Here is a 25,426-nt window from a genome sequence, read left to right as displayed (position 1 = left end):
AATTTTATCATAATTATGATAAATTAAGTATGGGAGGTTTACTATGAATACAATACGGCCTGTTTCAGATTTGCGTAATAATTTTGCCGATATTTCAAAGATTGTACATCAAAGTCAACAACCGGTATTTTTAACAAAAAACGGATACGGAGATATGGTTGTAATGAGTATGGAAACTTTTGAAGATATGAAATTTGAAAGTGATATTTATTCTAAATTACAAGAAGCTGAAAAACAAGCTTCTTTGACAGGAAAACGTTTTTCATCAAAAGATGTATTTGAAGAAATTCAAAAGCTTATTAGTGAATAATGTATAAAATTGAATATCTACCGTCAGCTCTTGATGATTTAAAAGAAATTATAGGTTATATTGCTCACGCCTTACAAAATCAAAAAGCTGCTGAGAATTTACTGCATGAAATTATTAAGCAAGTTGATTTACTTAAAGATTTTCCTTATTCTGCCCCTTGTTACACACCCATAAAACCTCTAATACATGATATTTTCGGTTATAGGTATATGATTAAACTATTTAATTATCCGAAATAAATTCCCTATATTTTTCGGGATTGACCCTAAAGGCAACTATTGGGTCTTCATTATTTTTTATAGCCCTATTTACCGCCGCTTGGGCTTCTTCAATCATTCTTTCTGAAGAAATAAGTCGGGATGTTCTTGTTGTTATACCTATTGAAATCGGTTTTAATACATCATATTCCGTTAAAATGCTCTTGGTTCCCTTAAAGATCTCTTCGGCTTTTTTCATAGCTTCATCTAAGTTTGTGTCTTGAAGAATGGCTGCAAATCCGTTTTTATCAAATTCAAAAATCATATCTCTGAATTTGATAAAATCTATCAAAAGAGCTGCAATCTTTTTTCCAATCATGCTTTCAATGGTAAAATCATTAAGTTTTATAATAACTAAGGCTATATCTTGTTCCGATGAAGCGGCTCTTCGTAATTCAGATTCCAAATATTCAGGTAAATATTCTTGCCAGCTTATTCCCGTAATGGGGGAGTAAAGGCCTCTTACCTTGTTTATATCGGTATTTCCTGTATTCGGTGAAGAGCTTTCTTCGGTATTTTTTAGCTCAGTGTACTCTTCCGAATCGGAACTTACATAAGTAATATTTTTTTCTTCCTTATGTTTTGATTCATTTCCGGATTCATATGGAAATTGTTTTGTAATATTCAAATCATCTAAATCTTCAAGACCGTAGATGTATTCGTCTTTTTTCTCTAAATCATCTGCCTTGGTCTGAGTACTTAAATTGCTGTTTAAATTATCAAATTTTTCATCAGATATCGAATCGTCAATACTTGGATAAGTTTCTTCTTGAGGTTCGGCGTAATATTTATTTTCTGCATAATAAGTGCTTCCGTTTAAATTCTCCTCTTTTTTTAAATCTTTTTCTCTGATGTCTGCATATACCATTTCTTTCGCATTTGTAAGATTTGTAATGAGTATTACTATGACAGTTAAAATAGTTACGGCTAAAACGATAAAAAAAGCACTCCTAAGCCTTAAATAAATTACGGCAGGCTTTAAGGTAGGTATTGAAGCCGTTAAAATAAGTTCCGTATCATGGCTTTGCATTGTTTTGACATTAATTTTACCGCTATGGTTTATTACAAACATTGAGGCCGGCTTTATCATAAAATCACCTTTTTCATCATAGCTTATTAAGCTAGAGTCCTTCGGCCAAGAAAGGATTATATTCTTAGAAGGAGTTGAAATGATAAAAGCCTTGATTTCCAGCTCATCTGCAAGTGCATATAATTTCTGATTATACGAGCTTTGAGCAAAATTTTCCTTTTCCGACAAGATTATAATTTGTTTTGCAAAATAAGCAAATGTAGATCTGGCCTCTGCTGTTCCGGTATTCGAGTCTCTTACAATACCATATACAAACCATGAAAAGGTTCCCAATATAATTAACAACATTATTGCGGCATATATGCCAATATACATCTTTTTCATTGTCTTATAGTATACTCCAGAATTTGAGATAGTACAAGTTCTAAATCGGCAAAATCACTGATATTTTTAGATAATTTTTTACTTAAATATGTAAAATAAGGTAAAAGAGCGGTTGTAAGCTCAGTCTTATTATGTTGATTCGGGTTTTTTAAATGAAGGATAAAATCCAGATACGGAAATGTTGAAAATTCCTCTTTTTTCCAAAAATTCCGTATATTCGGTTGACTGTGAGACTTAATTTTTGAGTTAAAAAAAATTTTATATCCTTCTAAAAGAGCCGTGCTATAAGTGATTTTTCCGTTTTTTTCCGTTTTTTTTACCGGTGTTCTAAACATTAGATCACAAAATTTTGTTTCTAATGGAGAAGTTTTAGAAGAAGTTTTTTGAAATTGATTAGAAAGGTATGTCCCATTTGCATAGGCTTTGCCGCCGGTATAAGCAAAGTCCAGACCGAAAAATTCCAAATTTCTGAATCCAAGTGAAATAGCCGCCGATTTTGCAGCTAGTGCAACTGTGCCGCTTCCCGTTTCCATATAAGGAAAGGGAGAAAATAATGAGGCATATTGTGCAAAAGGATGAGCACTTTTTGTAAAGAAAAAAGTATTGCCGTTTTTTAAAAATTCTTCGGATAGGATTGGGTTTGAACAAAGATCAAAAATACCTACGGTATTTTTTGTAAAGGGTCTAAAACAATGTGCATATGAAATATTTTGAGGGTCAATAGTTATAAAAAAATCCGCTTCAATTCCGGCTGTATTTAAAACGGGAAAAGCCGTATCGGAAGCAAAAAGAGTAAGCCTTTCCCTTTCTTTTTTTATGATTTCTAAGGCCGGTTCAAGGCTCGGCCCAGCCCCTAAAATACAGGCTTTTTTACTTATGTCGATTTTTGGGATTTTGGGATTTATTAAAGAGGCTATCCTTAAATTCCGCAAAATATTACGCATCCATAGTTTACCGAAGGCTGCTTGAGTTGAAACATCGGCTTGTATTTTTTCTAATGAATTTTGAATTTTTTTTTCAAATTTTTGAATTTTTTCTTTATAAAAGTCTTCCCAAGGTCTTAAGATTTTTAATTCAAAATTCCCGTGTATGGCAGGGATATAAGCGTTAATAAATTCTCTTTCAAAGTCTTCAGATTCCAATGGAGGCAAAAAAAATAAATTATTATTTTCAATAAGTTTTGAAAAATCCGTAATTTTAAATAAAGTTTTTAAATTTGAAAAATCCGTTTCGGTTACGGCACAGTGTTTTGATTTAAAATTGTTTAAAAAATACTCTATATGAATACCTGCGCCTAATCCGCAAAAAAGTACAAAATTTTCATTTCCTGTAAAAAGCCTCGACGCTTCTTTTATTGGGTCATATTTCGAATGAAGATGTTTACCGTTTTTGAGTACAGGAAGCAAAATGCCCGTCTTAGAATACTCGGTATGCGGGTAATCCGTTTTATCTTCGGCAGATATAATATTTTCAGCGAGTTTGAGATTTCTTTTTTTTAAATTTTTTATATTTTTATCAAAAAAATTCATGGTCTAAGCCTTTTAATTTGATTGTCTAAAAAAGAGGTTATTTCGTTTTCAAGTTTTAGTTTAATTTCTTGTTCATTATGTGTATCTTTTTCTTTTAAAAAGATTATATAATTCTGAAAAGAAATAAATTCGCATAATTCTTTTTCGGGTGTGCTTATATTTTTTCCTTTGGCATTGACTATTATTTTGTCAAAAAAGATTCCATTTTTTATTTCTTGTTTTATATCTTTATAAATTTCCGATAAAAGGCTTTTTTTTTCTTCTAAAGGCTTAGATTCCAAAATTTTTAATTTTTTTTCTTCCGTCTTATTGCTGCTTTTACCTTCTTCTTTTCCGGTAAAAATTTTAATTTTAAATTCTTCTTCACTTACGGCCTTTATATTTCCCAAAGGCTGAATATTGTTCCCTATTTTAAAAAGACGGCCGGCTCTTTCTTTTGGTATTCTGGCAAACCATTTTTCATAAGTTTTTAAGGATCTCAGATCAAAATTCGATATAGCTGCAAAATTAGATATCGGGTCCAAACGGTTTACTTTGGTTTCTTTTTGCCTTAAGCTTTCATGAGGCGTACAATGGTAAAACCCTTTTGAACCTTTTAAGTCTAAACCTGCTATAAAGATTCTTCCGTTAGTATGGTCTAAAAGCAAGTCTATGGCCGTACCTGAAACTGTTCCGTTTCTTTTTGCATAAAGAGGCTCAATTCCTAAGTTTTTAAAAAAAAGAGATTCAAGCGATGAACCGTAGCTTAAAAAAATGCAGGGATTTTTTTTTAAAATATTGAAAGGAATTTTTGCCTCAAGCGGAAATGCTAGGGCTGTTTCATTAAATTTATCATTACTTAAATATTTTAGATGATTGCCTGCCCAATATCCTCCGTCAGTGGATATACAAAGATTAACATTTATATTCCTTGCATCAAGAGCCGGCAGAGCTGAGGCTGCTGCTATAGTAAAAATTGTATCGATTGGTTTACTGCAATTGTTTAAAACTTTATCTAAGCCGGGACCTGCACCTGCAAAAAAATAATTTTCGTTATCGGTTTCTTTTTTTTCGGCAAACAAATTTAAATAGGCAAGCCTTTTTGTAAAAATAAAGTTTTCGCCCATGTTTTTTAGCCATTTCTTACCGAAAAAACTTCTTGTTGCTATTACGCTTTGCATTATCCTTATAGCTTCGGATATTTCTTTCCAAACCCAAGAGGCAGAATCAGGCCAAATATTTTCGGCCGCCTTCCATGGTAAAAAAAGACTGGAAGATAAAAATTCATCGGGAATGTTATTTATTAAAAAAAAAGCAGGATTTCCTGTTGCCGGTCTCCATACTTTATCCCAAAGCTGATCCGAGTTTAAAAAATAATTATCCGTATACCGCATTGCGATTAACTTTGTGTATGGAAATTGTTTACGCAAAATAGGCGCAAGATAAGATTCTCCCGGTTCTGTGATGACTATGATTTTAGGATTCCCCTGTATTGCGGCACAAAATCGTTCAGCTTCTTTTTGCGGATTATAAGAAGAATGAAGCTTAACTTGTTTTATCATTGATTACAGCCTTAAAAAAATCTTTTATTTCGTTTATATTTTTAGAAGTTCCCGTGTAATCTATTAACAGTTTTGCACATAAGTCTTCTCCATAAATATTAGCTAAACTTGCCGTTATCTTTTTTATATAAATATCTATAGGCAGGTTTTCCGATGAAAATATCGAAATGTAAAGGCAATTATCCATCCCTAAAATTGCCATATTGGATTTACCTATAAGGCTAAGAATTTTATTTGTCATCGAATAATAAAGTTGCAAAATATTTAAATTGCTTTGCAGTTTTACGGTATCGGGAAAAATATGAAAAAAAGCAATTTTCAGTAGGTGAGCAGTATTATTAAAATTAAGAGCCGATTTTATTTTAAGCATTATCGTATTTGTTCCGTGTTGAAAAGGATAGACGGGCCTTGTTATTTCGATAATTGATCTGTGTTTTTCATATATCGGTATAATTTTTTTTAGGCTTATATAGGCTTTTTTAGAATCAAAGCTATCTCTGTAAATATCTTTTTGTGATCTTACTAAAAATAAAAAAGCTTTTTCTTTTTCAATAGAATATAGAATAATATCCGTAATGCTTATATATTCTTGTGAGGAAAAAAAATTCTTAATTAAGGCTATATTTGAAATTGAAAACCACTCATTTTCCTTAACTTGAAGACCTTCTATTATTTGTGAAAGAATCATGCACCTATGAAAAGTAGTTATGTCAAAACCCGATGCAAAGCAAAGATTATAAAAATCTTCATTGGTCTTTATTAAAAAGCCTCCTTTTCCTATATGTAATTCTTTAAGAAAGGCTTCAAAATATTTTTTTGCATTAAAAAAAGGAGAATCTTCAGCCGGAACGTTCTGAGGCCGGTAATTGTTTATACTAACAGCCTCAGCCCTCTGCCTCAATCCCATTAAGATATCCCCAGCTCATCAAAGAGTCTTTTATAGGTATCAAAATATTCGGACTTTGCAAATTCTTCAATTTTTTCTTCAGGTAAACTTTCCAGAAGCTGGTCCATATATGTCAGAACCGATTTTATTTCATCTTTTAGATGGATTGGTAGAGTTTCCGTTTGTATTTGTTGCTTTTCAGCAGCACTTTCTTCAAACTCAATCCTTGGAATATCTTGTGCGGCTTTATCAAGTTCTTCGGACGAAAATATGTTTTTTTCGTTTTCATCCTTGTCTGAAGGCTCATCGCTTAAAGGTTCATCAATTTCTGTATAATCTTCAAGGACATCTTCTTCTAAAACTTCATTTCCAAAATCCGTATCTTCAAAAACCGCAGCTACATCTTGTCCTTCTTCTATATTTTTTGTAATTGCTTCAAAATCGCTGTATTCATCTCCTAAAGGAATACTTTGTCCATCTGGAAGTTCAAGCTCGGTTATAGGCATATCAAAGTTTTCAATGGCGCTTAAATCATCATTGGAGAATTCCTCAAAGCCGCTTTCTTCTGACGGATTCTCTGTCTCATCGGATATAAAGTCCTCACCTTCAAGGGACGGGACATTTTCGAGTTCTAATTTTATATCTTCATCAAGATAGCCGATATCATCCGTTAAATCGTTTATATGTTCAGGCTCTACTGCACTTAATGAATCTTCCTCTTTAGAAACTTCAGAATTGTTATCAAAGGATGTTTCGGTTTCAAGGTTAGCACTCATATCAATAGCCATATCCGCTTTATCATCGTTTTTCATCTCAATACCGGTATCCTCTATGTCAGCTTCAGCTAAATTTTCATCATCGGGGAATACCTCATGTATTTCATCCAAAGTTTCGGGGATTTCATAATCTTTTTCAGCGTTTTCTTCGGTAAAGTCTGCCGTAATTAATATGTTATTCAGTTCATCACCTGTAAGAGCTATGGTCTCATCTCCGTCATCATCGGTAAAAAAACCTGTTTCATCGCTTGCCTTGGAATCATTTGATACATTTCCGGCTGCATTTTGCCCGGGATCTGGAATATTAGCTGCTTCAATCTTTTGCTGTGTTTGAGCCATTTCAAATTTCATCGTTGCAAGTTCATTTTTGATATTTACCAATTCACTTGCAATTTGAGTCAATATTTCCGTAGCCTTATCATTTGCAAAAACACTGGGTGCCGTAACCGCAACTTTTTCAGTTTCTTTTTTCAATTCCGGTTTTATATCTTCTTCTGATTTTGTTGAGTTTGTGTCAGTGTCCAAAAGATCATTTTCAAAGGCTCCAATATCATCAAAAAACATATCTGAATTATTTTGTTCTGTTTGTATTTCATTGTCCTTAGTTTCTTCGCCCATCACATTGTCCAGCATCGCATCAAAATCATCTTCCTCTGTTGCGGTCTTCTCTTCTTTTACTTCCGATGCAGATTCTAATTCCGATGAAGGATGTTCTTCTAATTCCGATGAAGAATAATTGTTCATAATTTTTTGATTTTCTTTTCTGATTTCTTCTATATTTCCCGCTTCAATTATTGTGTTTTCAATAACTAAACCGACATCTTTATTTTGTTCTTCATTGTTTACATCTTCGACTTCTTCAAATTCGGAAATATCGCTAAATATTTCGACATCTTCAAGATCATCATCAGATTCCATGGTCTTACCGGCAATGCTTGTTATATCGGAGTATTCGTCGATAGTAATATTAAGGGGAATATCATTTGTTTGTTTTGGCGTATTTTTTTCAACTTCTTCATTGGATTCAAGTTCATCAAAAATTTCATCAAAGTCTGAAATGTCCTCAATCGTTCTCTCAGGTAAATTTTCGATTTCCGTTTTTTCATCCATAGTTCCGGATGAAACTCCCGTTACATCCGTTATTTCAAAATTATCGTCTCTCTCAAAGTCTATAGCATCGCTCTCTTTTGTTTCCAAATAATCTTCATCGAATGAAAGGTCAAGTTTTATATCATTTTCCGGCATTAAATTGTCAGGTTCGTCTTTATTTTCGGCTTTTTCATCTGTTATAGGGGAGTCAGTTTCGTTATCGCTTAAAAAATCATCGATATCAAGCGCTTCAAAATCATTTACATCATTTTTTTGAGGGACTTCATTTTCTATAGTTTTATTTTCATCTAAAGTTTCATCTTCAATGGATATTTCATCAATATTTGTTTCAAAGTCAATATTATCAAGATTGCTTTCTTCTTCAATTTCCGGTTTATCGGCATCTTCAATTTCAACGGCATCGGATTCGCCGAAAATATCAAATTCATCTTCGTAAATGCCGGTATTGTTGGTAATATCCTTTTCAGAGATTACATTTTCTTCGACAGTATCAACATTTTCAAAGTCATTCAATGCCGCCAATTCCTCAAATTCCAGTTCGTCTTCGGAAGTATCTAAATCTATAATATCATGATCATCAAATTCGATAAAATCGCTTTTAAGAGTATTTTCTGTAATATCATCTTTTATGGGTAACACACTTTCATAGCCGTCTTTATGTTCAGGCCTTTTCTTGACCCATACGCCGTACATATCAAGATTTGAATCATCTTCTTTTACCGGAAAAATCGAATCATCCGGTTCATCTATTTTGTTAAAATCTAATGCCATGCTATTTCTCCCATATAACTCATGTCTATAATTATACTATATATCGACAGAATTTGTAAATAACCTAAATTATTTACTCTAAAGAATTTTGAGAAAAAATTCAAGAAAAAAACATAAAATGCCGTTATATATTTAGGCTATGAAAATCTATTTTAGAGTACTTATTCCCATTTTTACTACTGTTTTTGCCTATACTGTCTTGTCCGTATTTTTGGGACCTAAGGGGGTATATTCAACGCGGTTTATGGAAATTCAGCGGAATACACTCGTAGACCATGTCCGGGCTCTTAAGGAAATGGGAGATGATTTGGATAGTCACATACGCAATCTTACCTATGACCCTGAAACAATTGCCATTTATGCACATGAGCTTGGTTATATATACAATAATGAAGGTATAATCAAGCTGGTAAACTTTAATTCGGGGTTTGGAAAAAGTTTAAACCCGGGCACTATCTTAAAAATTGAAAAGCCCTATTACCTTTCGGACTATATATGTAAGACAATAGCAGTATCTCTTGGTGTAATTATTATTATTTTTGAAATGCTGGCGGTAAAAAAAGATGGTTATTTCAAAGCAAGACCCTAAGGCTTTAGAATTAGCGGTTTCAATTCTAAAAAAAGGCGAAATAATCATAATTCCCACCGATACCGTTTACGGCTTTTCGGGTATTATTCCTTTTACGAAGGAAAAAATCATTAAAATCAAAAAAAGAGGGGCCGAAAAGAGTTTTATCGGCCTTATTGAAAAGCCTCAAGATATTTATAAATATACGGATACGTTTATTCCGTCATACATATTGGAGCTTTGGCCTGCTCCATTGAGTATAATCGTAAAAGATAGGACAGGGGGCGGAACATCAGCTTTTAGATGCCCTGATGATAAATGGCTTAGAGATTTAATAGGAAAAACCGGCTCGCCAATTTATTCTACGAGCGTAAACTATTCGGGAGAGCCTGTTTTAAGTAATATTGGGGATATAATAAGAGAGTTTGAGGATAAGGTTTCTTTGATAATTGACGGAGGGGAGCAAAAGGGCTTAGCGTCTACAATTGTCAGTTTAATCGATAAGGAGCCATGCATAATCAGGCAAGGATCCTTAAATCTAAGTTTTTTGACCTCGTCAGAAAAACTGTCTAAATAGATAGCAGAAACCTTGGCAAAGCAGGCTATCGCCTTTACGGTAAAAACTTTTTTATAGAGCCCTAATAAGAGGCGCTTGTCCCGTAATCTGTATATAGAATTTTTTGCTAAAATATAGTATAGTTTAAGCTATGAAAACGGTATTATATAATGAAATAAAAACTCTTTCAGATAAATATGCAAACGGTTTGCGTTCAAAAATTGACGGCCGCACAGAAGAAATGAAATCAGATGATAATTCGCATTTTTTAATTTATAGGGTTTTAGGAATATCGGAATCGGAAGGGAATCTAATCGACATATACCAAAATAAGGGGCGTTTTTTTTACAAATACGCGGGGGCATTTCTTGAAGAAGCGGCGGTTTTATGCTTGAAACATAAATATCCAACCGGTGGTAAAACTCGAATTCCAAATACACTAGGAAAAAGACCCAAAACTTACGAAATTGATTTTTTAAACAATACAGATGCTTTAGAGATAAAATGGCGTGATGCGACGACTGATGGAGATCATATCACAAAAGAACATACCCGTGTTAAAGTAATAAATCAAAAAGGGTACAAGCCTATTCGTGTCATGTTCTATTATCCTCAACGAAAACAGGCAATCCGTATACAAGAAACATTAAAAACTTTGTATGGAGGTATAAAAGGTGAATATTATGCAGGCGATGATGCATGGAATTTCATAAAAAAATATACAGGATTTGATTTAAAAGAAATTCTTAAAAAAATTGCAGATGAAAGGACGGTAGAATATGAACCATGATTTAAATACTGTCATCTTTGGAGATTCCTGTGAAGAATTAAAAAAAATTCCCGATAGTTCTGTAAATCTTGTATATTTAGATCCTCCTTTTTTTTCGCAAAAAGAACATGAATTAAGTTCCAGATCAGAAGGGAAAGTGTATTCATTTGATGACAAATTTTCTTCAAAAGATGAATATATTTCTTTTATGTCTTTAGTTTTGAATGAAATCAAGCGTGTTTTAACAAAAGACGGTTCAATATTTCTTCACTGTGATAGATATGCTTCTCATTATTTGAGAGAAGAGCTTGATAAAGTCTTTGGCGAGGTAAACTTTCAAAGTGAGATTATATGGGCATATAAAAGATGGTCTAACTCAAAGAAAGGTCTCCTTAATGCCCATCAAAATATTTATTTTTATAGTAAAACAAAAGATTTTAAATTCAATCAGTTTTATACAGAATACTCTCCATCAACAAATATTGACCAAATCTTGCAAAAACGGGTAAGAAATTCAAAAGGAAAATCCGAATACAAAAGAGATGTAAAAGGCGATGTTGTTTTTACAACAGAAAAAAAAGGAGTTCCTTTATCCGATGTTTGGGAAATTCCTTTTTTAAATCCAAAAGCAAAAGAACGATGCGGCTACCCTACACAAAAACCGGTAAAACTCCTTCAACGAATAATTGAACTTGTTACAAACGAAGGAGATATTGTACTGGATCCATTTTGCGGAAGCGGAACTACTTGCGTCGCTGCGAAATCATTAAATAGAAAATTTATCGGCATTGATAAAAATACTGATGCTATTGAAATTTCTAAAAAACGCCTTTCGGAAATGATAATATCAGAATCCGGAGTGCTTTCAAAAGGTATTGATTCATATATTGAAAAGAATTCTTTTGAAAGTACTTTATTATTTCTATTGAATGCCATTCCTGTTCAAAGAAATAAAGGTATAGATGGCTTCATTAAAAATGATAATTCGCTGATTCCGATAAAAATTCAAAAAGACACGGAAACTATAGATGATGCAATCACCAATTTAGAAAATGCAGTTCAGGGTAAAAATTTTCCCATAAAAATATTAATTCAAACGAATGAAAAGCACACTGTTGATTTCTTTAAAAGAGAAACTGATGTTAAAGTTATAAAATATGTAGATTTGCAAATAAAAAACTTATTAAATGCCGTCTAACACAATGTTCATAATCGAGAGTTTAGAGCCTTTTGCATCGTCCGAATCGAATGTGTCCATTGAGAAAAGTTCCTTAAGTATTGATATTATATCTAAATTGATTTAAAATACAAATACCTAAAATCGGAGTAAACCGGTTTTAAGGCCGATTTATTGAGAGGTTTATATGGAAAAAGGAATTTTTATCGGAGTAGGAGAGGACAGGGTAGAGCTTTTACCTAACCGTGCAAACCGGCACGGCCTTATTGCGGGGGCAACAGGAACAGGAAAGACTATTACCTTAAAGGTAATTGCAGAGGCCTTTAGCGACATGGGTGTTCCCGTTTTTTTGCCCGATGTAAAGGGAGACTTGTGCAGCTTTGCCGAAAAGGGCGAGGCCAACCAAAAAATAAACGAAAGGTTGAGTCTTTTAGGCCTTTCCGACTTTGAGTTTAAATCCTATCCTATACGCCTTTGGAGTATCCTAAAAGAAACAGGCCATCCTGTGCGTGCGACCATATCTGAGATGGGGCCTCTTCTTTTATCCAAACTTTTAAATTTAAATGAGGTTCAAGCGGGTGTTCTAAACATTGCCTTTAGGGTGGCGGATGAGGATGGATTACTTCTCTTGGATATAAAAGACCTAAAGTCGATTTTGGTTTATATAGGCGAAAACAGCCAAGATCTAAAACTTAAATACGGCAATATTTCAGCTTCTTCAATAGGAGCAATCCAACGGGCTCTCCTCATTTTGGAAGGGGAGGGAGCCGATAATTTTTTTGCAGAACCCGCATTGGAAATTGCCGATTTTTTTAAGCTTACCTCGGACGGCAGAGGCTATATAAATGTTTTAAATTCTACGGCCCTTTATCAAAGGCCTAATCTTTATTCTACTTTTTTGCTTTGGTTTTTGTCGGAGCTTTACGAGAATCTCCCTGAAGCCGGAGACACGGAAAAACCGAAAATCGTTTTCTTTTTTGATGAAGCCCATCTTCTTTTTAATAATTTATCTTCAGTTCTTATCGAAAAGATAGAGACTATGATTAGGCTCATCCGCTCAAAGGGTGTTGCCGTTTTTTTTGTTACGCAAAATCCTGCCGATTTGCCTGAAAGTATTTTAAGCCAGTTAGGAAATAAATTTCAACATGCTCTCAGGGCTTTTACTCCCAAGGATCAAAAGGCTATAAAACTTTCAGCCGAAACTTTTAGGAAAAATCCTAAATTCGATACGGCTAAGGTGCTTACCGAACTTAAAACGGGAGAAGCCCTTGTTTCCCTATTACAGGAAGACGGAAGCCCTTCTATAAGTCAAAGAGTCTTAATAGCTCCCCCAAGAAGTAAGATAGGCACTGTAGAGGATGCAAAACTTAAAGCTATTGTTGAAGAATCTCCTCTTCTTTATAAGTACAAGGATGTAATCGACAGGGAATCGGCCTATGAAATTCTTATGGGTCAATTTGAAGAAAAGAAGCTGGTTGCCGAACGGGAACTTGAAGAAAAACGTCTGACTAAGGAGGCCGCTGCAAAGGCAAAAGAAGAGGCAGCCCTAATCAGGGCCGAAAATGCCCGAATAAGGGCAGAGAATGCAAGACGCCGTTTGGAAGAGAGTCAAAATAAAAAACAAAGAAGCGAGGCCGGAAGGCTGGGCAGGGTCTTAGTTGACAGTATGACCCGTACGGTAGGCAGAGAAATTACACGCGGAGTTTTCGGTTCTATAAAAAAGATGTTTAGATAGGTTAAGGCTAAAGGTGTTAAAAAAAACTAAAAGAAAACTCTTTTATTTTTTTTCCATTATACTTTTTTTTGCTTTTATCAAAGCCTGTGTTTTTGATGTAAAGAAGATTTCAGGCACTTCTATGGAGCCTTCTTTAAAAGCCGGAAACTATGTATTGATTTTTAAGGCTGCTTACGGTATAAAACATCCTTTAAAGAATAAGTATATTTTCCGTTGGGCAAGGCCTAAAAGCGGCGACATAATCGTGTACCTAAAAGACGGGCATTTTACCGTAAAAAGATGCTTAGCTATTTCGGAAGAACCTATAGAATTTTCTAAAAAATTAGGGTACAATTACGATTATTCGATGAAGGTTTCCGGAAAAGATATACCTTTAACGGCTGTACAATTCCGCAATTTAGGCGGTATGTCCGATGAAAAAAAAGTGCGGGTTCCGGCGGGCTATGTTTTAGCCTTGGGCGATAATCTAAAAGAATCTTATGATTCCCGCGATTACGGTTTTGTTGCGGCTGACGGTATTTACGGTAAGGTTTTTATATGGAAGAAGTAGATAGGTTTATTTCAAGGCCTCGGTTTTGGGTTTTTATAAGTTTTGTAATTATTTTTGTCATTTTGCTTATATTACAGTTTGCAAAGTACATGATAATGAAAGAACCTATAGTGATTACTCCTAAGGTTTCGACCGAAAGGGGGACTATATATGACAGAAATAAAAAAATCCTTGCGGTTCAGACAACTATCTATAATCTTTATGCCGATAAGACTCTGATGAAAAATCCTGCCGAAGCGGCAAAGGCCTTATCCCCCGTTTTAATGCAAAACGAATCCGAGCTCTTAGAAAAAATTCAAGATTCCAAATCAAATTTTTTATATTTAAAAAAAAGAATGAGCGAAAGTGAAAGGGATTTGGTTAAAACCGTTATAGATGAAAATAAATTAAGTGGTATTAGGTTTGAGTCCGTATTTAACCGGACCTATCCCGAAAATACCTTAGCTTCAACGGTTGTAGGTTTTTTAGGCGATGACGGAAGAGGAAAAACAGGAGTAGAATACTCCCTTCAAAATATTCTTTCTCCTCCGCCAGAAACAAAGGGCTATACGGGCAAGGGGTACGATGTTTACCTTAGCATAGACGGAAACATTCAATACATTCTTGAAAAAATTACATCTAAAATGATGGAAGAAACAAAGGCTCAATCTGCTGTTTTTCTTGCAGTTGATGCAAAGACCGGAGAAATCCTCGCCTATGTAAATTCCCCTTCCGCTTCTCTTGCAAAATTTACCGAAAGCACTCCTGAACAGCGTTTTGACCGTCCTGCAAACTACGTCTATGAACCGGGATCGGTTTTTAAGATATTTTCTATGGCGGCATTCTTAGAGCTGGGCACTACTAAGGATGGGGATATTTATGACTGTAATGCTCTTTTTGAATTTAATAGGCCCAATGTAAAGCCCATTACCTGTTTAAAGCCCCATGGAAGGGTAAGTCCGCGAGATGTAATCCGCCTTTCATGTAATGATGCGACTGCTCAAATTGCCGATATTACCGAAAAAAATGCTTTTTATGAAAAGATTAAACTTTTCGGTTTCGGCTCTAAAACCAATGTAGAACTTCCCGGAGAAACGGCTGGTCTTCTTGCCGACCCTCAAAATTGGTCTATCCGCACAAAGCACACAATTGCTATAGGACAGGAAATCGGAGTTTCAGCGTTGCAGCTGGTTGAGGCTGCAACGGCCTTTACCAATAAAGGTTCCACTTTGCGCCTTTCTCTTATTTCAAAGGTTGCCGACAAGGAAGGAAACATCGTCTATCTTCATAAGCCCTCGGTTTTAAACAAGGTTATATCCGAAAAAAATGCCGAGCTGCTTTTAAGCTATATGAGAACGGGCTCCATAGAGGGTATAGCTTGGAGGGCCTCTATCAACGGAGTTCCCATTGCCGTAAAAACCGGAACAGCTCAGATGGCAAATGAGAAAGGCGGGGGCTACAGTAAGACCGATTTTATTTCAAGCTGTATAGGAATTTTTCCGGCAGATGACCCAAAGATTATTTTATATACGGCTGTTATAAAGCCTGTCGGGCAAATATACGGATCCGTTATTGCAGCTCCGGCAATTTCAGAGGCTTCGAATGAAATTATAGATTATCTCGGGCTTGCAAGGGAAAATGCTCCCACCGTTGAACACACCGGACGGATTCCCATAAGCGAGAATAAACCTGTTGTCTTAAAAGATAAGATGCCCGACCTAACTGGAGTTCCCAAAAAGCTCTTACTTGAGCTTCTTTTGCAAAAAGACTTTTCGGTAAAAATTACAGGTGACGGCTATGTAGTGTCTCAAACTCCTCCTCCCGGTACCCCCCTTAAAAAAGGAATGAAAATTGAGCTCACTCTTGAATAAAGAAAACGCCGGTAATCGTGAAATTTTATACAAGAATCTTTTTCATAATGCGGAACTTTTTTCTCGTCGGTTTCCTGAGCTCTCTGCTGCCTTGGGCCTTGACTCCGAAATCGGTATTAAACAATTTGCCGAAAGAATTCCTGAAAGCTATTATCTCGAAGAAGCAAAATTAAAAGAAAAAGATAAAAAGATTTTTACTGCACGCATAAACGGAAAATATCTTCATTCAAAATATAATCCTATAAGCGAGGCCGAAAAAAATATATCCATTGATTTTTTTAAAGATAAAAAGGCTAAAAGCTCTTGTGTTTTTTACGGTCTTGGTTTGGGTTATACTCAAGAGCTTTATGCAAAGAAAAATCCTAAGTCTTCTTTGATTATAATTGAGCCCGACCTTTTTGTTTTTTTTCTTTTTTTGCAGAGCCGCCCCTTGGATGATTTTTTTATGCACGAAAATCTTATACTTCTTTTAGGTCTTTATCCGAAAGATGTGTTGGATTTTTTTGAAAGCAAATCTTTTTTTGATATTCCCGCTTTTAAAATTCAGCCTTTGATTGATGTAAGTTCTTCTTGGTTTTTTGAATTTGAGGCCTTAAAAAAGCGGAGAAATGAAAAGACAAATTTAAACAAGAATACCTTAAAGAAATTCGGAAAACTTTGGCTTAAAAATTTTTTTAAAAACAAAACTCAAGTTGAAAATCTTCCCGGTATTTTGCACCTAAAAAATCTTTTTAATTCTTATCCTTGTGTAATAATTGCTGCCGGACCCGGCTTGGATAACACGATAAATCTTGTAAAAGAAAATGAAGATAAGTTCATTATCATTTCAGCCGATACGGCAGTTAGGGCCTGTCTTAGGAGGGGAATAAACCCGGACTTTATTCTTTTGATGGATGCTCAATATTGGAACTATCTTCATCTGGCAGACCTTGATATATCGGATTCTATTCTTATTACCGAGTCTTCCGTATATCCGGCCGTTTTTCGTCTTAAAACAAGAGCCAAGTTTTTATGCACTTCTATGTTTCCTCTCGCTCAATATATAGAAAAAGCTATAGGCGAAAAGGGGAAGCTTGTTACAGGCGGTTCCGTTGCAACGGCTTGCTGGGATTTTGCAAGGATATTGGGCTGTCCTGAAATTATTTTTGCCGGCCTCGATTTAGCCTTTCCCGATTTTCAAACCCATTTTAAAGGGAGCCGCTTTGAAGAAGATGTAAATGCTTTTTCAAACCGTTTTTTTCCTTCGGAAACGGCCTCTCATCTAAGCCTTTATTCCGCCTCGCCCCAATTAAAGGAAGGCTATATTGGAAAGGTGTTAAGCGACAAAAGAATGGAGATGTATGCTTGGTGGTTTGAAAGTAAGATTGCCGAATTTCCTAGTGTTAAAACTTATAATCTTTTACCGCAGGGCTTAAAAATACCGAATATGCCGCCCTTAAGTGTTGAAGAATTTTTAATTAAAGCAAAAGCGTCGCTTCTTTCAAAAAAAATAAAAATCGAGAAAATAAGTCCTTTGTCTAACTTATTTTCTCATAAAGAAGATAGCTTTAGCTCTCAAAGCCTTTCGGCTGCCTTAAAAGAATTAAGACTTGATTTGGACAAAACCATGAAACTTGCAAGGGATGGTATGGATATATGCCGAAATATCCTAAGTCCTTTAAAAAACGGAAAGCCTCTTGAAGATTCTATTATAAACAAAAGTATAGAAAACTTAAACCTTATCGATGAAAAAATAAGAACCAATAAGACAAATGTCATAATAGGCTTTGATCTTTTGCTTGATGAAGATTTAAATAAGCCTCCTCAGAGTAAATCTTTTACCTCCGTTTATGAAGAAAATTTTTTAATATATAAAAACATATATGAAGCCTGTGCCATTTCAATTTCATTTATCCTTTAAAAATCAAAAGATAGATGATGCAGTTGTGAACGGAGTGTATAAATATAACGCAAACAGCCGCTGTTATGCTTGCTCTTGCCGGACTGTATTTGGTGCCGAATTTTTTTTGTATAAGAACGTATAAGATTCTAAAAATTATACCTGCTGCCATAGCATAAAGCACATTAAGAAAACCCAAATACCTATGAGCCAGTGCAAAAAAAATTATGGGAAAAATTTCTGAACTCCAAAAGCAATACTTAATGGTATGGGCTCTTTGCCCGTAAAGGCTTTTTATCCTATAGGGTAAATATATTCGGTATAGAATTTCTTCATAGGCTGCAAAAAAAACTATTTTTGATATAAAGATTAAACTATAAAAAAAACCTTCCGGCTTATTCGGAGGAATAAAGGCTCTAGTGTTTAACATTGGAGGGATAACAAAAACGGTGAAAATGAAGATAAATTCCAATAAAATTCTTATACTCTTCTTATCAAAACACATAATTTATGGTATTATATCACAAAGAGATAAGTATGTATATTGTTATAGTTTTTGTAATTTTGTTTCTTTTATTCGCTGCTCTATCATTTACTCTTCCTGGAAGACATCTTTTGGCTTTAATCCGTTTTTTTACTGAAGGAAAGGATCGCGGCTTTTTATTTTCTAATCTTTTGCTGTTGTGGCGTACCGCTAATTATGTAGGCCTTGAAGATAAAACCCGTCTTTTTTGGTCGGTTTCAGCCTTAGATGAATGTATCAGATTTATTTCACGCCAGATTGAAAATAAACTGAATGCCGACATTTCCCAAAAAATGCAAATTTTACTTAACAAGCTCTATGATTACCGCACAAAGATTGAGTTGGAAGAGGTACAAAGAAAAAGAAGACTGGAATCTACACATGAAATTTATATAGGTCAGATTTGTATTCTCTTTGTTCCGCGAGAAACAACGGTTTACGGTAAGCTTACGGCAAATACAAAAGAAAAATTGGTTTTTGCTCTTTATGATGCATCTGCTGAACGGGCAGAAAAGGTAAATTGGCAAAATAAGGAAATAAAGGTATATTTTTGGAAACAAAATGATGCCGGATATGTATTTCAGTCGGAAGCTATAAAATCGCAAAAAATTGATGACCATATAGAAATCTATGTTAGACACTCAAAAAAAATGGTACGCACACAAAAGAGAAAGTCGGTTAGAGCCTCCTGCAATATTGAAGGCCTAATGTTTCCTCTGCGTGTAGGAGATCCTTATAATTCCAACTATGAGACTGAAGGCGGTGTAAAGTCTACCGTAAAGGATATATCTGAGGACGGAGCTATGTTCTATGTAAAGGGTAAGGCCGCAAAGGGAATCCGTATGAAGCTGCAATTTAAGCTAAAAAATACCGAGATTGTAATGTGCGGCAAAATAGTAAGGTTTATTTATGATCAGCCTTTGAATAAATCAAGGGTTCATTTTCAATGCGAGTTTTTAGATCAAAAAATGAAAAATGCTATTCTATCCTACATATATAATATCGCTGATGATGATAATACGGATTTTTTAAGTAATATTTTAGAGGATGAAAATAATAACTCTTTAAATGATAATTTAAAAGAGGAGTATCCTGTCCTCTACGATTTGAAAGAAAGAAGGTAAAGGTTCTGTATGAAAAAGATTATTTTTGTTTTTCTTTTAATTTTTTGTGCCGGCTCTATTTTTTCCATGGATAAAGAAGAACTGTTAAAGTTACGTAAAGATTTTATTAGTGCAGGAATTGATGTAAAACTTATGATTTTGCGTTCAATTTCACAATCGGAAGATGAGGGCTTAATTCCGGTTTATAAAGATGCAGTGGAGTATGTTAAGAATTCTTATGATATATTAAAAAATGATCCTAGATTGCTTAATATAGGAATAATCTCGGTTACAAAATTAGGTGAGCTGAATGAAATAAAGTCCTCCGGAAGTATACGCTATTTGTTTTCTACGGTTGAAAATGAGGACTTTCAAATTGCTTGTTTAAAAAGTTTGAGTAGACTTATTCAGCAAGATTCGGCTTTTACGGATTATTTAAATTCTCTTTATGAGGCGGGGCTGTCCGATTTGATTTCGGGAAAAACTTTTAGCGTAAATCTCTTAAGCGTTTATGCCGAAGTTTTAGGAAATTTTGCCGATCCTTCTTCTTTTAATATTTTAATTAAGACTTTATTTTATCCTGTAAGCGATAACTTAAAAGATACCGTAAAAACTGCATTAAATAATATTTCTTTTAATTATTTTGATGAAATTTTAGCCAAAACGGGTGAAAAAAACATACAATATATATGGACACTGTATTTATTGGCAAAAGAAAATAAGCGGCTTGATAGTACTGAACTTGGAAGGATTAGTGAGCTCATAGTTGATTACGGCCTTAAAAATCTACAAGATGCAGATGCTGAGAGTGCAGAAAATTTGATTGAGGCGGCTTTGCCTGTTTTATCTGAATTAAAGTGGAGCAAGGCATCGCCGCAAGTAAATAAATTTTTCTATTATGCTCAAGGTTTGCGTAAATCAACTAATAGGGTGAATGATCTGCTTATTTCGATAATCGATTGTATGGGAAATTTAGGTACAATCGAATGTTCGCAAAATTTGTCAATATTTTTAGGTGTGTTAAATTCGGAAACCGAAAAAACAAAGCAATACGATGAGCCCTTAGTGCTCAGTGTAATTACGGCTTTGAGAAAGCTTGGTGATAAAACCGCATTTGACTATCTATTGTATGTTGAATACTTAAATTATTCTAAAACGGTTAAACAAGCTTCTCGAAATGCCATAGAGGAGTTAAAGTGGTAAATGAAAAAAAATTAAAAAATCTTTACAATTTTTTTATTGTAAAGCCTATTGTAACATCTGCTGCAGCGGCAGCTTTGTCATTTTACTTTTTATGCTTTATTGAAAGCAATTTTACCGAATCTTCGGTATTTTTTATTTTTAGTTTTTTTACTTTATTTTTTTTAACCGTATTTTTTATTCTTTTTTTCTTAAAAAAGAAGGCTCATTTTATATTTGCCGGTCTTTTTATAGGATGTTTTGCAGCTTTGCAGCTTTTTTTTATCTATGCAGAACCGTTAAGCCTTGCCGAATTAAATAAGGTTGAAAAACTTAAAGCCGTGCTTGTAAGCGAAGCTTACCCTGCAGGCGAAAAATATTACGCTGCAAATGCTAAAATTCTTTCTCTTTCTTATAAAAACGGATCTAAATTTTCTGCAAGCGGAAATATAAAGATATTTTTTCCTTCGGAGATGGTATTACAAAATAATGCTTACGGTATTTCGGTTTATAAAACTGCCGATCAGGCCGCGTATAAGGACGCCTACAAGGACGCCTATAAGGCCGATTCCAGAAAAGAATCTTTAACTAATTTTTCTAAAGGCGTAATATTTGAAGCTTCAGGCCGTTTCGGTGCAAAGAAAAACGGTGCAAGTCCTTTAGTCTTTTTTGGAGATAAATCCGTTCCCGAATTTTTAGGCTGGATGTCAGGTATTTTAAGATTCAGAGCATTTTTACGGTTTTATCTTATGAGGCTATTATCAGGGTGGGAAAGTGCAGGTGCCTTGCTTTTAGCTCTTCTTTCTGCAAACAGGGACTTTTTGGCTCTTCCTGTTTCGGAAGCCTTTAAAAATGCAGGGCTTGCTCACGTTTTGGCTCTTTCCGGTATGCATGTTTCTTTGGTAAGTTTAACTGCCGTCCAGCTGGGGTCAATCTTCGGAAAAAAAAATCTAGCGGTAAAGTTTTCTCTAATTTCGATTATACTTTTTGTTTGGTTTGCAGGAGCCGCTCCGTCTCTTAACCGAGCCCTCGGTATGATGATTTTAATTATTGTAGGAAAGTCTTTAGGTCTTAAACCTCCTATGATTTCGGTTTTATGTGCAATGCTCATTTTTCATATTGCCGTAAAACCTGATGATGCTTTAAGTCTTGGGTTTATGCTTTCTTACGGTGCCTTGGCCGGTATCCTGATTTTCGGAAGTGCCGTATCCGATATTTTGAACGGAAAAATACCTCCTAAAATATCCGGAAGTCTTTCGGCTTCAATAGGTGCTCAAACTTTTACAGCCCCTATTGTAATAAGTAAAATAGGTGTCTTAGCACCGATAGGTATAATTGCTTCTGTGGTTATAAGTCCTCTTATATCGGCCTTTTTAATTTTAGGGCTTGCAGCGGTTTTTATTTCCGTTTTATTTCCTTTTACAGGCTTTATCTTTTCTTTTTTATTGAACGGTTTTTATAATTTAATATTTTTTCTTATCCGGCTTTTTAATTTAGTACCGCCCATAAAATCTTATAGCTTGTTTGATAGTTGTGTTTTTGCGTTAGTACCTTTTGCAGCCGGTCTAATTTGTATGATGTATGCCGATAGAATCTTAAAAAAGAGGGAGAATCTTTTAAGATGAAAATTTTAGTTCGATACGCTTCAAATGAACTAAACGTAAAAAACTCCAAATTTTTAGCGGAAATTTTTCCGATAAATTCGGCCGCCGAAGCTAGGGAGCTTTTAAAAAGTCAAAAAGAAAAATATGAAGATGCCCGCCATGTAGTCCATGCCTTTGTTGCGGGCGCAAACGGAGAGGTTTTAGGCTGTTCCGATGACGGGGAGCCTTCAGGAACTGCCGGCCGGCCGGCTCTTGCAGTGCTCACGGGTTCAGGAATCACAAACATAATGCTTACAATTACACGCTGGTTCGGCGGCACCCTTTTGGGAACGGGAGGCTTGGTAAAAGCCTATTCGGATTCTGCAAAACTTGTATTAACCGAGGCTGTAACCGAAGAACTTATCAAAAAAGAGCCTTTTCAATTTGAATGTTCTTATGCCGAGTGGGAAAATTTAAAACGCTGTCTTGATGAATTTTCGGTTGAAGCACTAAAAGTAAGTTTCGGCGAACGGGTAACAGTAAAAGCTAAAATACCGACAGAGAACAAAGCCCCCTTTGAAGCCTTTATTGAAAATGCTTCAAAGGGGGGTGTAAAGTTAGTCTTTCCAGCCTACACTTAGCGCGATTGTTGAAACTGAGGCGGCTGTGCTTACTGCATCTTCAATACTTAGTGATTGGTTAGTAAGCGTAGGAGAATTAGCTTCCGCTTCGGCAAGAGTTTTTACGGATTCCGGTAAAACTTCATTTGCTTTAATGTTTTGAGCCGGAGTTACCATACCTGTATCGCTTATAATAACCGACTCGCCGATATTTACCCTTGTTTCAATTCCATTATTGTTGGCATATGACCATGACCCGCTTGTTCCGACTAAAAGCCCTTCAGAGTCGATTTCTCCCGATGTTCCTCGAACGGAAGCTGTTGCAACAGGTGTTTTTACCTTAAATTCAACCTTTTTTGTTGAAGCCGGCTTTACATCAGCTTTTACGGAACCTACATTTAAGTAGACTTCTGAAGAAACGGTTTCATTCTTTTCGGCGATTTCTTCAATTGTAAGTCTTGTCATAGGCTTAACCGTAATAACGGAGCCGTCAATTTTTAAAGTCAGTTCGGATTTAAACCCTGTCGAAATCATAATCCCCGATGTTATTTTGTTCCCTGCTTTTACAGGAACCCATTTTTCACCTTGCTTTATTTCAGCTTTTCCCTTGACTGCAACAACTTCACCGCTAATTGCCAAAAGCGGAGTTAGTATAAAGCAAACTAAACTAATAATAAGAAATACCTTTTTCATCTTTTTCTCCTCTAAAAACTTTTTGCAGGAAATATCAGACCCTTGCGGTTCTGTTCTGCAAGGAAATTTTCCATCGTATCCGCTAAAGCGGATAGCGAATCAATTTCCGAAAAAAGTTTTTTCAAGTGTGTGCTGGAAAGCACACACGTATAATAATGCGATGTTTTGTGCAAAGCACAAAACTCGGCAGATAAACAGTTAGGCAGAATTCCTGCCGAACTGTTTATCACACCTCCTAGTTATAAACATTTTAGAACGAAATGATGCCCTTTAACTTAAAAACTGCATCAAACTTACCGTTTTGTCCCACAACCATACCTAAATCAGTGTTGATAGATATATCTTGAAGTATTGTATAATCGGCAGATACATCCCACTCAAAACCGGCAAAATTACTTTTGCCCTTAGGGTGAGCTTCTGCATAAGTCATAATAGCTGCTTCCGTACTTAAAAACAAATCCTGTATCGGCTTTATACTTCCATTTAAACCTATTTTCCATAAATCCGTAGACTCAATAAAATTAACCTTTGACACATTTGAAAGCGTAAAAGATTTAAAACTATTCTTTCCTCCTGAGAAAAATTGTGTTTTTAAACCTATTTTTGAACTGTATTTTTCAAAATAGTAATCCAGCCCTCCTGATAAGAAAAAACCTATTCTCGCGTTTATTTTGTCCCGTGTTAATATGGAACTTGATATTGAAGCAAGATAGAACAGCTTATTGACTATAGGACCGTTTGCTGATATTGAAACATAATTGTTTGTTGCCTTTGGGGTTTGTGTTGCAATGAACGAGTTCAAATCAATGTCAACTGCATGGCGTAATGATTGAAAAGGAATATGAAACAAAGCTGACATATGTACAAAAGAGGGCGCAAGATTGTAAATTTTTGTTTGTTTCTTTGATATTGATGCTATATCCGCTGCATTGATAGGATTCACATAGGTGTTTAAAAGCCCTGTGTATCCTAAATTAAAATATGCTGCAAAATTAGTTTTTTTGTATGCTGCATACACACCATCAATGTTTTGATTTAAAATTACAGCGGTTATGTCGGATATATTGTACCTGCCTGCATCAATGGTCAAACTGTCATTGCCTATAGGAAACAAAAATGAGAATTTGAGCATATCCAAATTAGCGATATGATCTAAATTCAGCTCTCCATTAGGTTTTATCGGCTTTTTTAAATTAAGTAAATATGAAGCCTGAATAGCAAAGTTATAATTTCCTTCTTTATCAAGATTTTGTTTGGCCCAAAGAGACAGACTATCAAAATGAGATAAATTTGCTTTGTTTTTACCAAGGTCAATGCCGAGACCCGTTTTAAACATTCCGCCTCCTTCAAAGGCCGAAAGGTTTAACGTAATAATTAAAAACGAAAATATAAATAATTTTATTTTTTTCATCATCATCCCCCTTACTTATCCTCGCTAGGCATTATTTTTGCTAATAGGTTAATTGCTGTAAAAGGCTTAATATGTGAAGACGGAACTGTTTTATGAGGGATTATCTTCATAATTTTAAGCTGTCTAAAAGCATAATGCGGATTTTTTGTAATTCCATACCACAGCCCATGCTTTATAGAAGAATACTGCAAGGCCAAGTTAGAAAACTCATCAAACCTTATGGGCTCATCATATTTTTTGTCTTTAAACATTTTAAGTTCTTTAAATTTGTTAAAGGCCGTTTCATAGGATTCCTTATCATCGACTTTCCCGATAGATGTACCTACAAGATAACAGGCCTGCCCCATTGTTAGGGCATTTGAAGCTAAAATTTCATCCATCTTTTCTGCCGACTGAGCAAAAAGAATTGCCCCGACAGCTAAACATACAAGAATTGAAGATATTTTTTTCATACCGCCTCCCTATATTTATTACAGTTCTTTATTTATACACAAGTATATCACAAACAATAAAAAAAAACAATCAAAATAATAAAAAAATTGGAAAATTGAATCTCGTATAAATTTAGGCGGGATTTGTTAAAAAATTATGCAATAAAATTTTGACAAAACGCTAAAAACCTTGTTAACATTAAAG

23 protein-coding genes and 1 pseudogene are annotated in these 25,426 nt (G+C 34.9%); 14 read left to right on the top strand and 10 right to left on the bottom strand.

The window, feature by feature from the left end:
• The first annotated feature begins 43 nt into the window (after nt 1–43).
• Both E4N74_RS05855 and E4N74_RS05850 read left to right on the top strand, forming a co-directional pair.
• Nucleotides 44–310: a type II toxin-antitoxin system Phd/YefM family antitoxin gene (locus E4N74_RS05855; RefSeq protein ID WP_002671306.1), complete on the top strand. Its 267-nt coding sequence runs from the start codon at nt 44–46 to the stop codon at nt 308–310.
• Entirely contained in the window at nt 310–549 is a 240-nt protein-coding gene (locus tag E4N74_RS05850) for a type II toxin-antitoxin system RelE/ParE family toxin (protein ID WP_084224545.1), read from the top strand. The genes E4N74_RS05855 and E4N74_RS05850 overlap by 1 nt, the downstream gene beginning before the upstream one ends.
• Here E4N74_RS05850 and E4N74_RS05845 read toward each other — a convergent pair.
• Genes E4N74_RS05845 through E4N74_RS05825 form a run of 5 tightly spaced genes read right to left on the bottom strand, consistent with a single transcriptional unit; the run spans nt 533 to nt 8,594 of the window.
• Nucleotides 533–1,981 (bottom strand): diguanylate cyclase domain-containing protein, encoded by a 1,449-nt coding sequence (locus E4N74_RS05845; RefSeq protein ID WP_044979464.1) that lies wholly within the window; start codon nt 1,979–1,981, stop codon nt 533–535. The genes E4N74_RS05850 and E4N74_RS05845 overlap by 17 nt on opposite strands.
• Nucleotides 1,978–3,510 (bottom strand): motility associated factor glycosyltransferase family protein, encoded by a 1,533-nt coding sequence (locus E4N74_RS05840; RefSeq protein ID WP_145475259.1) that lies wholly within the window; start codon nt 3,508–3,510, stop codon nt 1,978–1,980. Before E4N74_RS05840 ends, E4N74_RS05845 begins: the two co-directional genes overlap by 4 nt.
• Complete coding sequence (locus E4N74_RS05835) at nt 3,507–5,051, bottom strand: 6-hydroxymethylpterin diphosphokinase MptE-like protein (protein WP_255819251.1); 1,545 nt, start codon at nt 5,049–5,051, stop codon at nt 3,507–3,509. Before E4N74_RS05835 ends, E4N74_RS05840 begins: the two co-directional genes overlap by 4 nt.
• Complete coding sequence (locus tag E4N74_RS05830) at nt 5,035–5,958, bottom strand: hypothetical protein (RefSeq protein ID WP_044979462.1); 924 nt, start codon at nt 5,956–5,958, stop codon at nt 5,035–5,037. The genes E4N74_RS05835 and E4N74_RS05830 overlap by 17 nt, the downstream gene beginning before the upstream one ends.
• Complete coding sequence (locus E4N74_RS05825; RefSeq protein WP_255819249.1) at nt 5,958–8,594, bottom strand: hypothetical protein; 2,637 nt, start codon at nt 8,592–8,594, stop codon at nt 5,958–5,960. The genes E4N74_RS05830 and E4N74_RS05825 overlap by 1 nt, the downstream gene beginning before the upstream one ends.
• Nucleotides 8,595–8,733: 139 nt before the next feature.
• Here E4N74_RS05825 and E4N74_RS05820 point away from each other — a divergent pair, with 139 nt between their 5' ends.
• From E4N74_RS05820 to E4N74_RS05785, 8 genes and pseudogenes are all read left to right on the top strand, one after another.
• Nucleotides 8,734–9,183 carry a septum formation initiator family protein gene (locus tag E4N74_RS05820; RefSeq protein ID WP_255819248.1) on the top strand — a complete coding sequence of 150 codons (450 nt, stop codon included), beginning with the start codon at nt 8,734–8,736 and terminating at the stop codon, nt 9,181–9,183.
• A complete protein-coding gene (locus tag E4N74_RS05815; protein WP_044979459.1) occupies nt 9,158–9,739 on the top strand; it encodes an L-threonylcarbamoyladenylate synthase in 582 nt (193 codons plus the stop codon). Before E4N74_RS05820 ends, E4N74_RS05815 begins: the two co-directional genes overlap by 26 nt.
• A 130-nt stretch (nt 9,740–9,869) precedes the next feature.
• Nucleotides 9,870–10,508, top strand: a complete 639-nt coding sequence (locus E4N74_RS05810) for an ApaLI family restriction endonuclease (protein ID WP_084224544.1) — start codon at nt 9,870–9,872, stop codon at nt 10,506–10,508.
• Nucleotides 10,498–11,685, top strand: coding sequence for a DNA methyltransferase (locus E4N74_RS05805; protein ID WP_044979458.1), 1,188 nt, complete (start codon nt 10,498–10,500; stop codon nt 11,683–11,685). The genes E4N74_RS05810 and E4N74_RS05805 overlap by 11 nt, the downstream gene beginning before the upstream one ends.
• Nucleotides 11,686–11,851: 166 nt before the next feature.
• Entirely contained in the window at nt 11,852–13,399 is a 1,548-nt protein-coding gene (locus tag E4N74_RS05800; protein WP_255819247.1) for a helicase HerA-like domain-containing protein, read from the top strand.
• A 13-nt stretch (nt 13,400–13,412) separates the two neighbouring features.
• On the top strand, nt 13,413–13,949 hold the full coding sequence (gene lepB / locus E4N74_RS05795) for a signal peptidase I (RefSeq protein WP_044979456.1): 537 nt from the start codon (nt 13,413–13,415) through the stop codon (nt 13,947–13,949).
• Nucleotides 13,937–15,799, top strand: a complete 1,863-nt coding sequence (locus E4N74_RS05790) for a penicillin-binding protein (protein WP_044979455.1) — start codon at nt 13,937–13,939, stop codon at nt 15,797–15,799. The genes lepB and E4N74_RS05790 overlap by 13 nt, the downstream gene beginning before the upstream one ends.
• Nucleotides 15,780–17,713, top strand: a pseudogene (locus tag E4N74_RS05785) (motility associated factor glycosyltransferase family protein). The gene E4N74_RS05790 and the pseudogene E4N74_RS05785 overlap by 20 nt, the downstream one beginning before the upstream one ends.
• Here E4N74_RS05785 and E4N74_RS05780 read toward each other — a convergent pair.
• Nucleotides 17,689–18,108 carry a CPBP family glutamic-type intramembrane protease gene (locus tag E4N74_RS05780; RefSeq protein ID WP_245608876.1) on the bottom strand — a complete coding sequence of 140 codons (420 nt, stop codon included), beginning with the start codon at nt 18,106–18,108 and terminating at the stop codon, nt 17,689–17,691. The pseudogene E4N74_RS05785 and the gene E4N74_RS05780 sit on opposite strands and share 25 nt — an antisense overlap.
• Nucleotides 18,109–18,215: 107 nt before the next feature.
• On the opposite strand from E4N74_RS05780, the gene E4N74_RS05775 reads away from it, so the two are divergent.
• From E4N74_RS05775 to E4N74_RS05760, 4 genes are read left to right on the top strand one after another with little or no spacing between them, the layout of a single operon-like run.
• Nucleotides 18,216–19,325, top strand: a complete 1,110-nt coding sequence (locus tag E4N74_RS05775) for a PilZ domain-containing protein (protein ID WP_044979453.1) — start codon at nt 18,216–18,218, stop codon at nt 19,323–19,325.
• A 9-nt stretch (nt 19,326–19,334) separates the two neighbouring features.
• A complete protein-coding gene (locus E4N74_RS05770) occupies nt 19,335–20,507 on the top strand; it encodes a hypothetical protein (RefSeq protein WP_044979452.1) in 1,173 nt (390 codons plus the stop codon).
• Nucleotides 20,501–22,108, top strand: a complete 1,608-nt coding sequence (locus tag E4N74_RS05765; protein WP_255819245.1) for a ComEC/Rec2 family competence protein — start codon at nt 20,501–20,503, stop codon at nt 22,106–22,108. The genes E4N74_RS05770 and E4N74_RS05765 overlap by 7 nt, the downstream gene beginning before the upstream one ends.
• Nucleotides 22,105–22,707 carry an IMPACT family protein gene (locus E4N74_RS05760; RefSeq protein ID WP_044979450.1) on the top strand — a complete coding sequence of 201 codons (603 nt, stop codon included), beginning with the start codon at nt 22,105–22,107 and terminating at the stop codon, nt 22,705–22,707. Before E4N74_RS05765 ends, E4N74_RS05760 begins: the two co-directional genes overlap by 4 nt.
• Here E4N74_RS05760 and E4N74_RS05755 read toward each other — a convergent pair.
• The 4 genes from E4N74_RS05755 to E4N74_RS05740 are packed head-to-tail and all read right to left on the bottom strand — an operon-like array spanning nt 22,684 to nt 25,242.
• Nucleotides 22,684–23,379, bottom strand: a complete 696-nt coding sequence (locus tag E4N74_RS05755) for a FecR family protein (RefSeq protein WP_044979449.1) — start codon at nt 23,377–23,379, stop codon at nt 22,684–22,686. The two genes, E4N74_RS05760 and E4N74_RS05755, sit on opposite strands and share 24 nt — an antisense overlap.
• A gap of 11 nt (nt 23,380–23,390) precedes the next feature.
• Nucleotides 23,391–23,609, bottom strand: a complete 219-nt coding sequence (locus tag E4N74_RS05750) for a hypothetical protein (RefSeq protein WP_255819244.1) — start codon at nt 23,607–23,609, stop codon at nt 23,391–23,393.
• A 20-nt stretch (nt 23,610–23,629) separates the two neighbouring features.
• Nucleotides 23,630–24,790, bottom strand: a complete 1,161-nt coding sequence (locus tag E4N74_RS05745; RefSeq protein ID WP_044979447.1) for a hypothetical protein — start codon at nt 24,788–24,790, stop codon at nt 23,630–23,632.
• Between the two features lie 11 nt (nt 24,791–24,801).
• The gene (locus E4N74_RS05740; RefSeq protein WP_044979446.1) at nt 24,802–25,242 is read right to left on the bottom strand and encodes a hypothetical protein; all 441 of its coding nucleotides are present in this window, start codon (nt 25,240–25,242) and stop codon (nt 24,802–24,804) included.
• Nucleotides 25,243–25,426: the final 184 nt, after the last annotated feature.

The sequence above is a fragment of the Treponema putidum genome (genome assembly GCF_024401155.1).
In the GTDB taxonomy this organism is placed as follows: Bacteria; Spirochaetota; Spirochaetia; order Treponematales; family Treponemataceae; genus Treponema_B; species Treponema_B putidum.
This window is presented reverse-complemented; position numbering and strand designations above follow the sequence as displayed.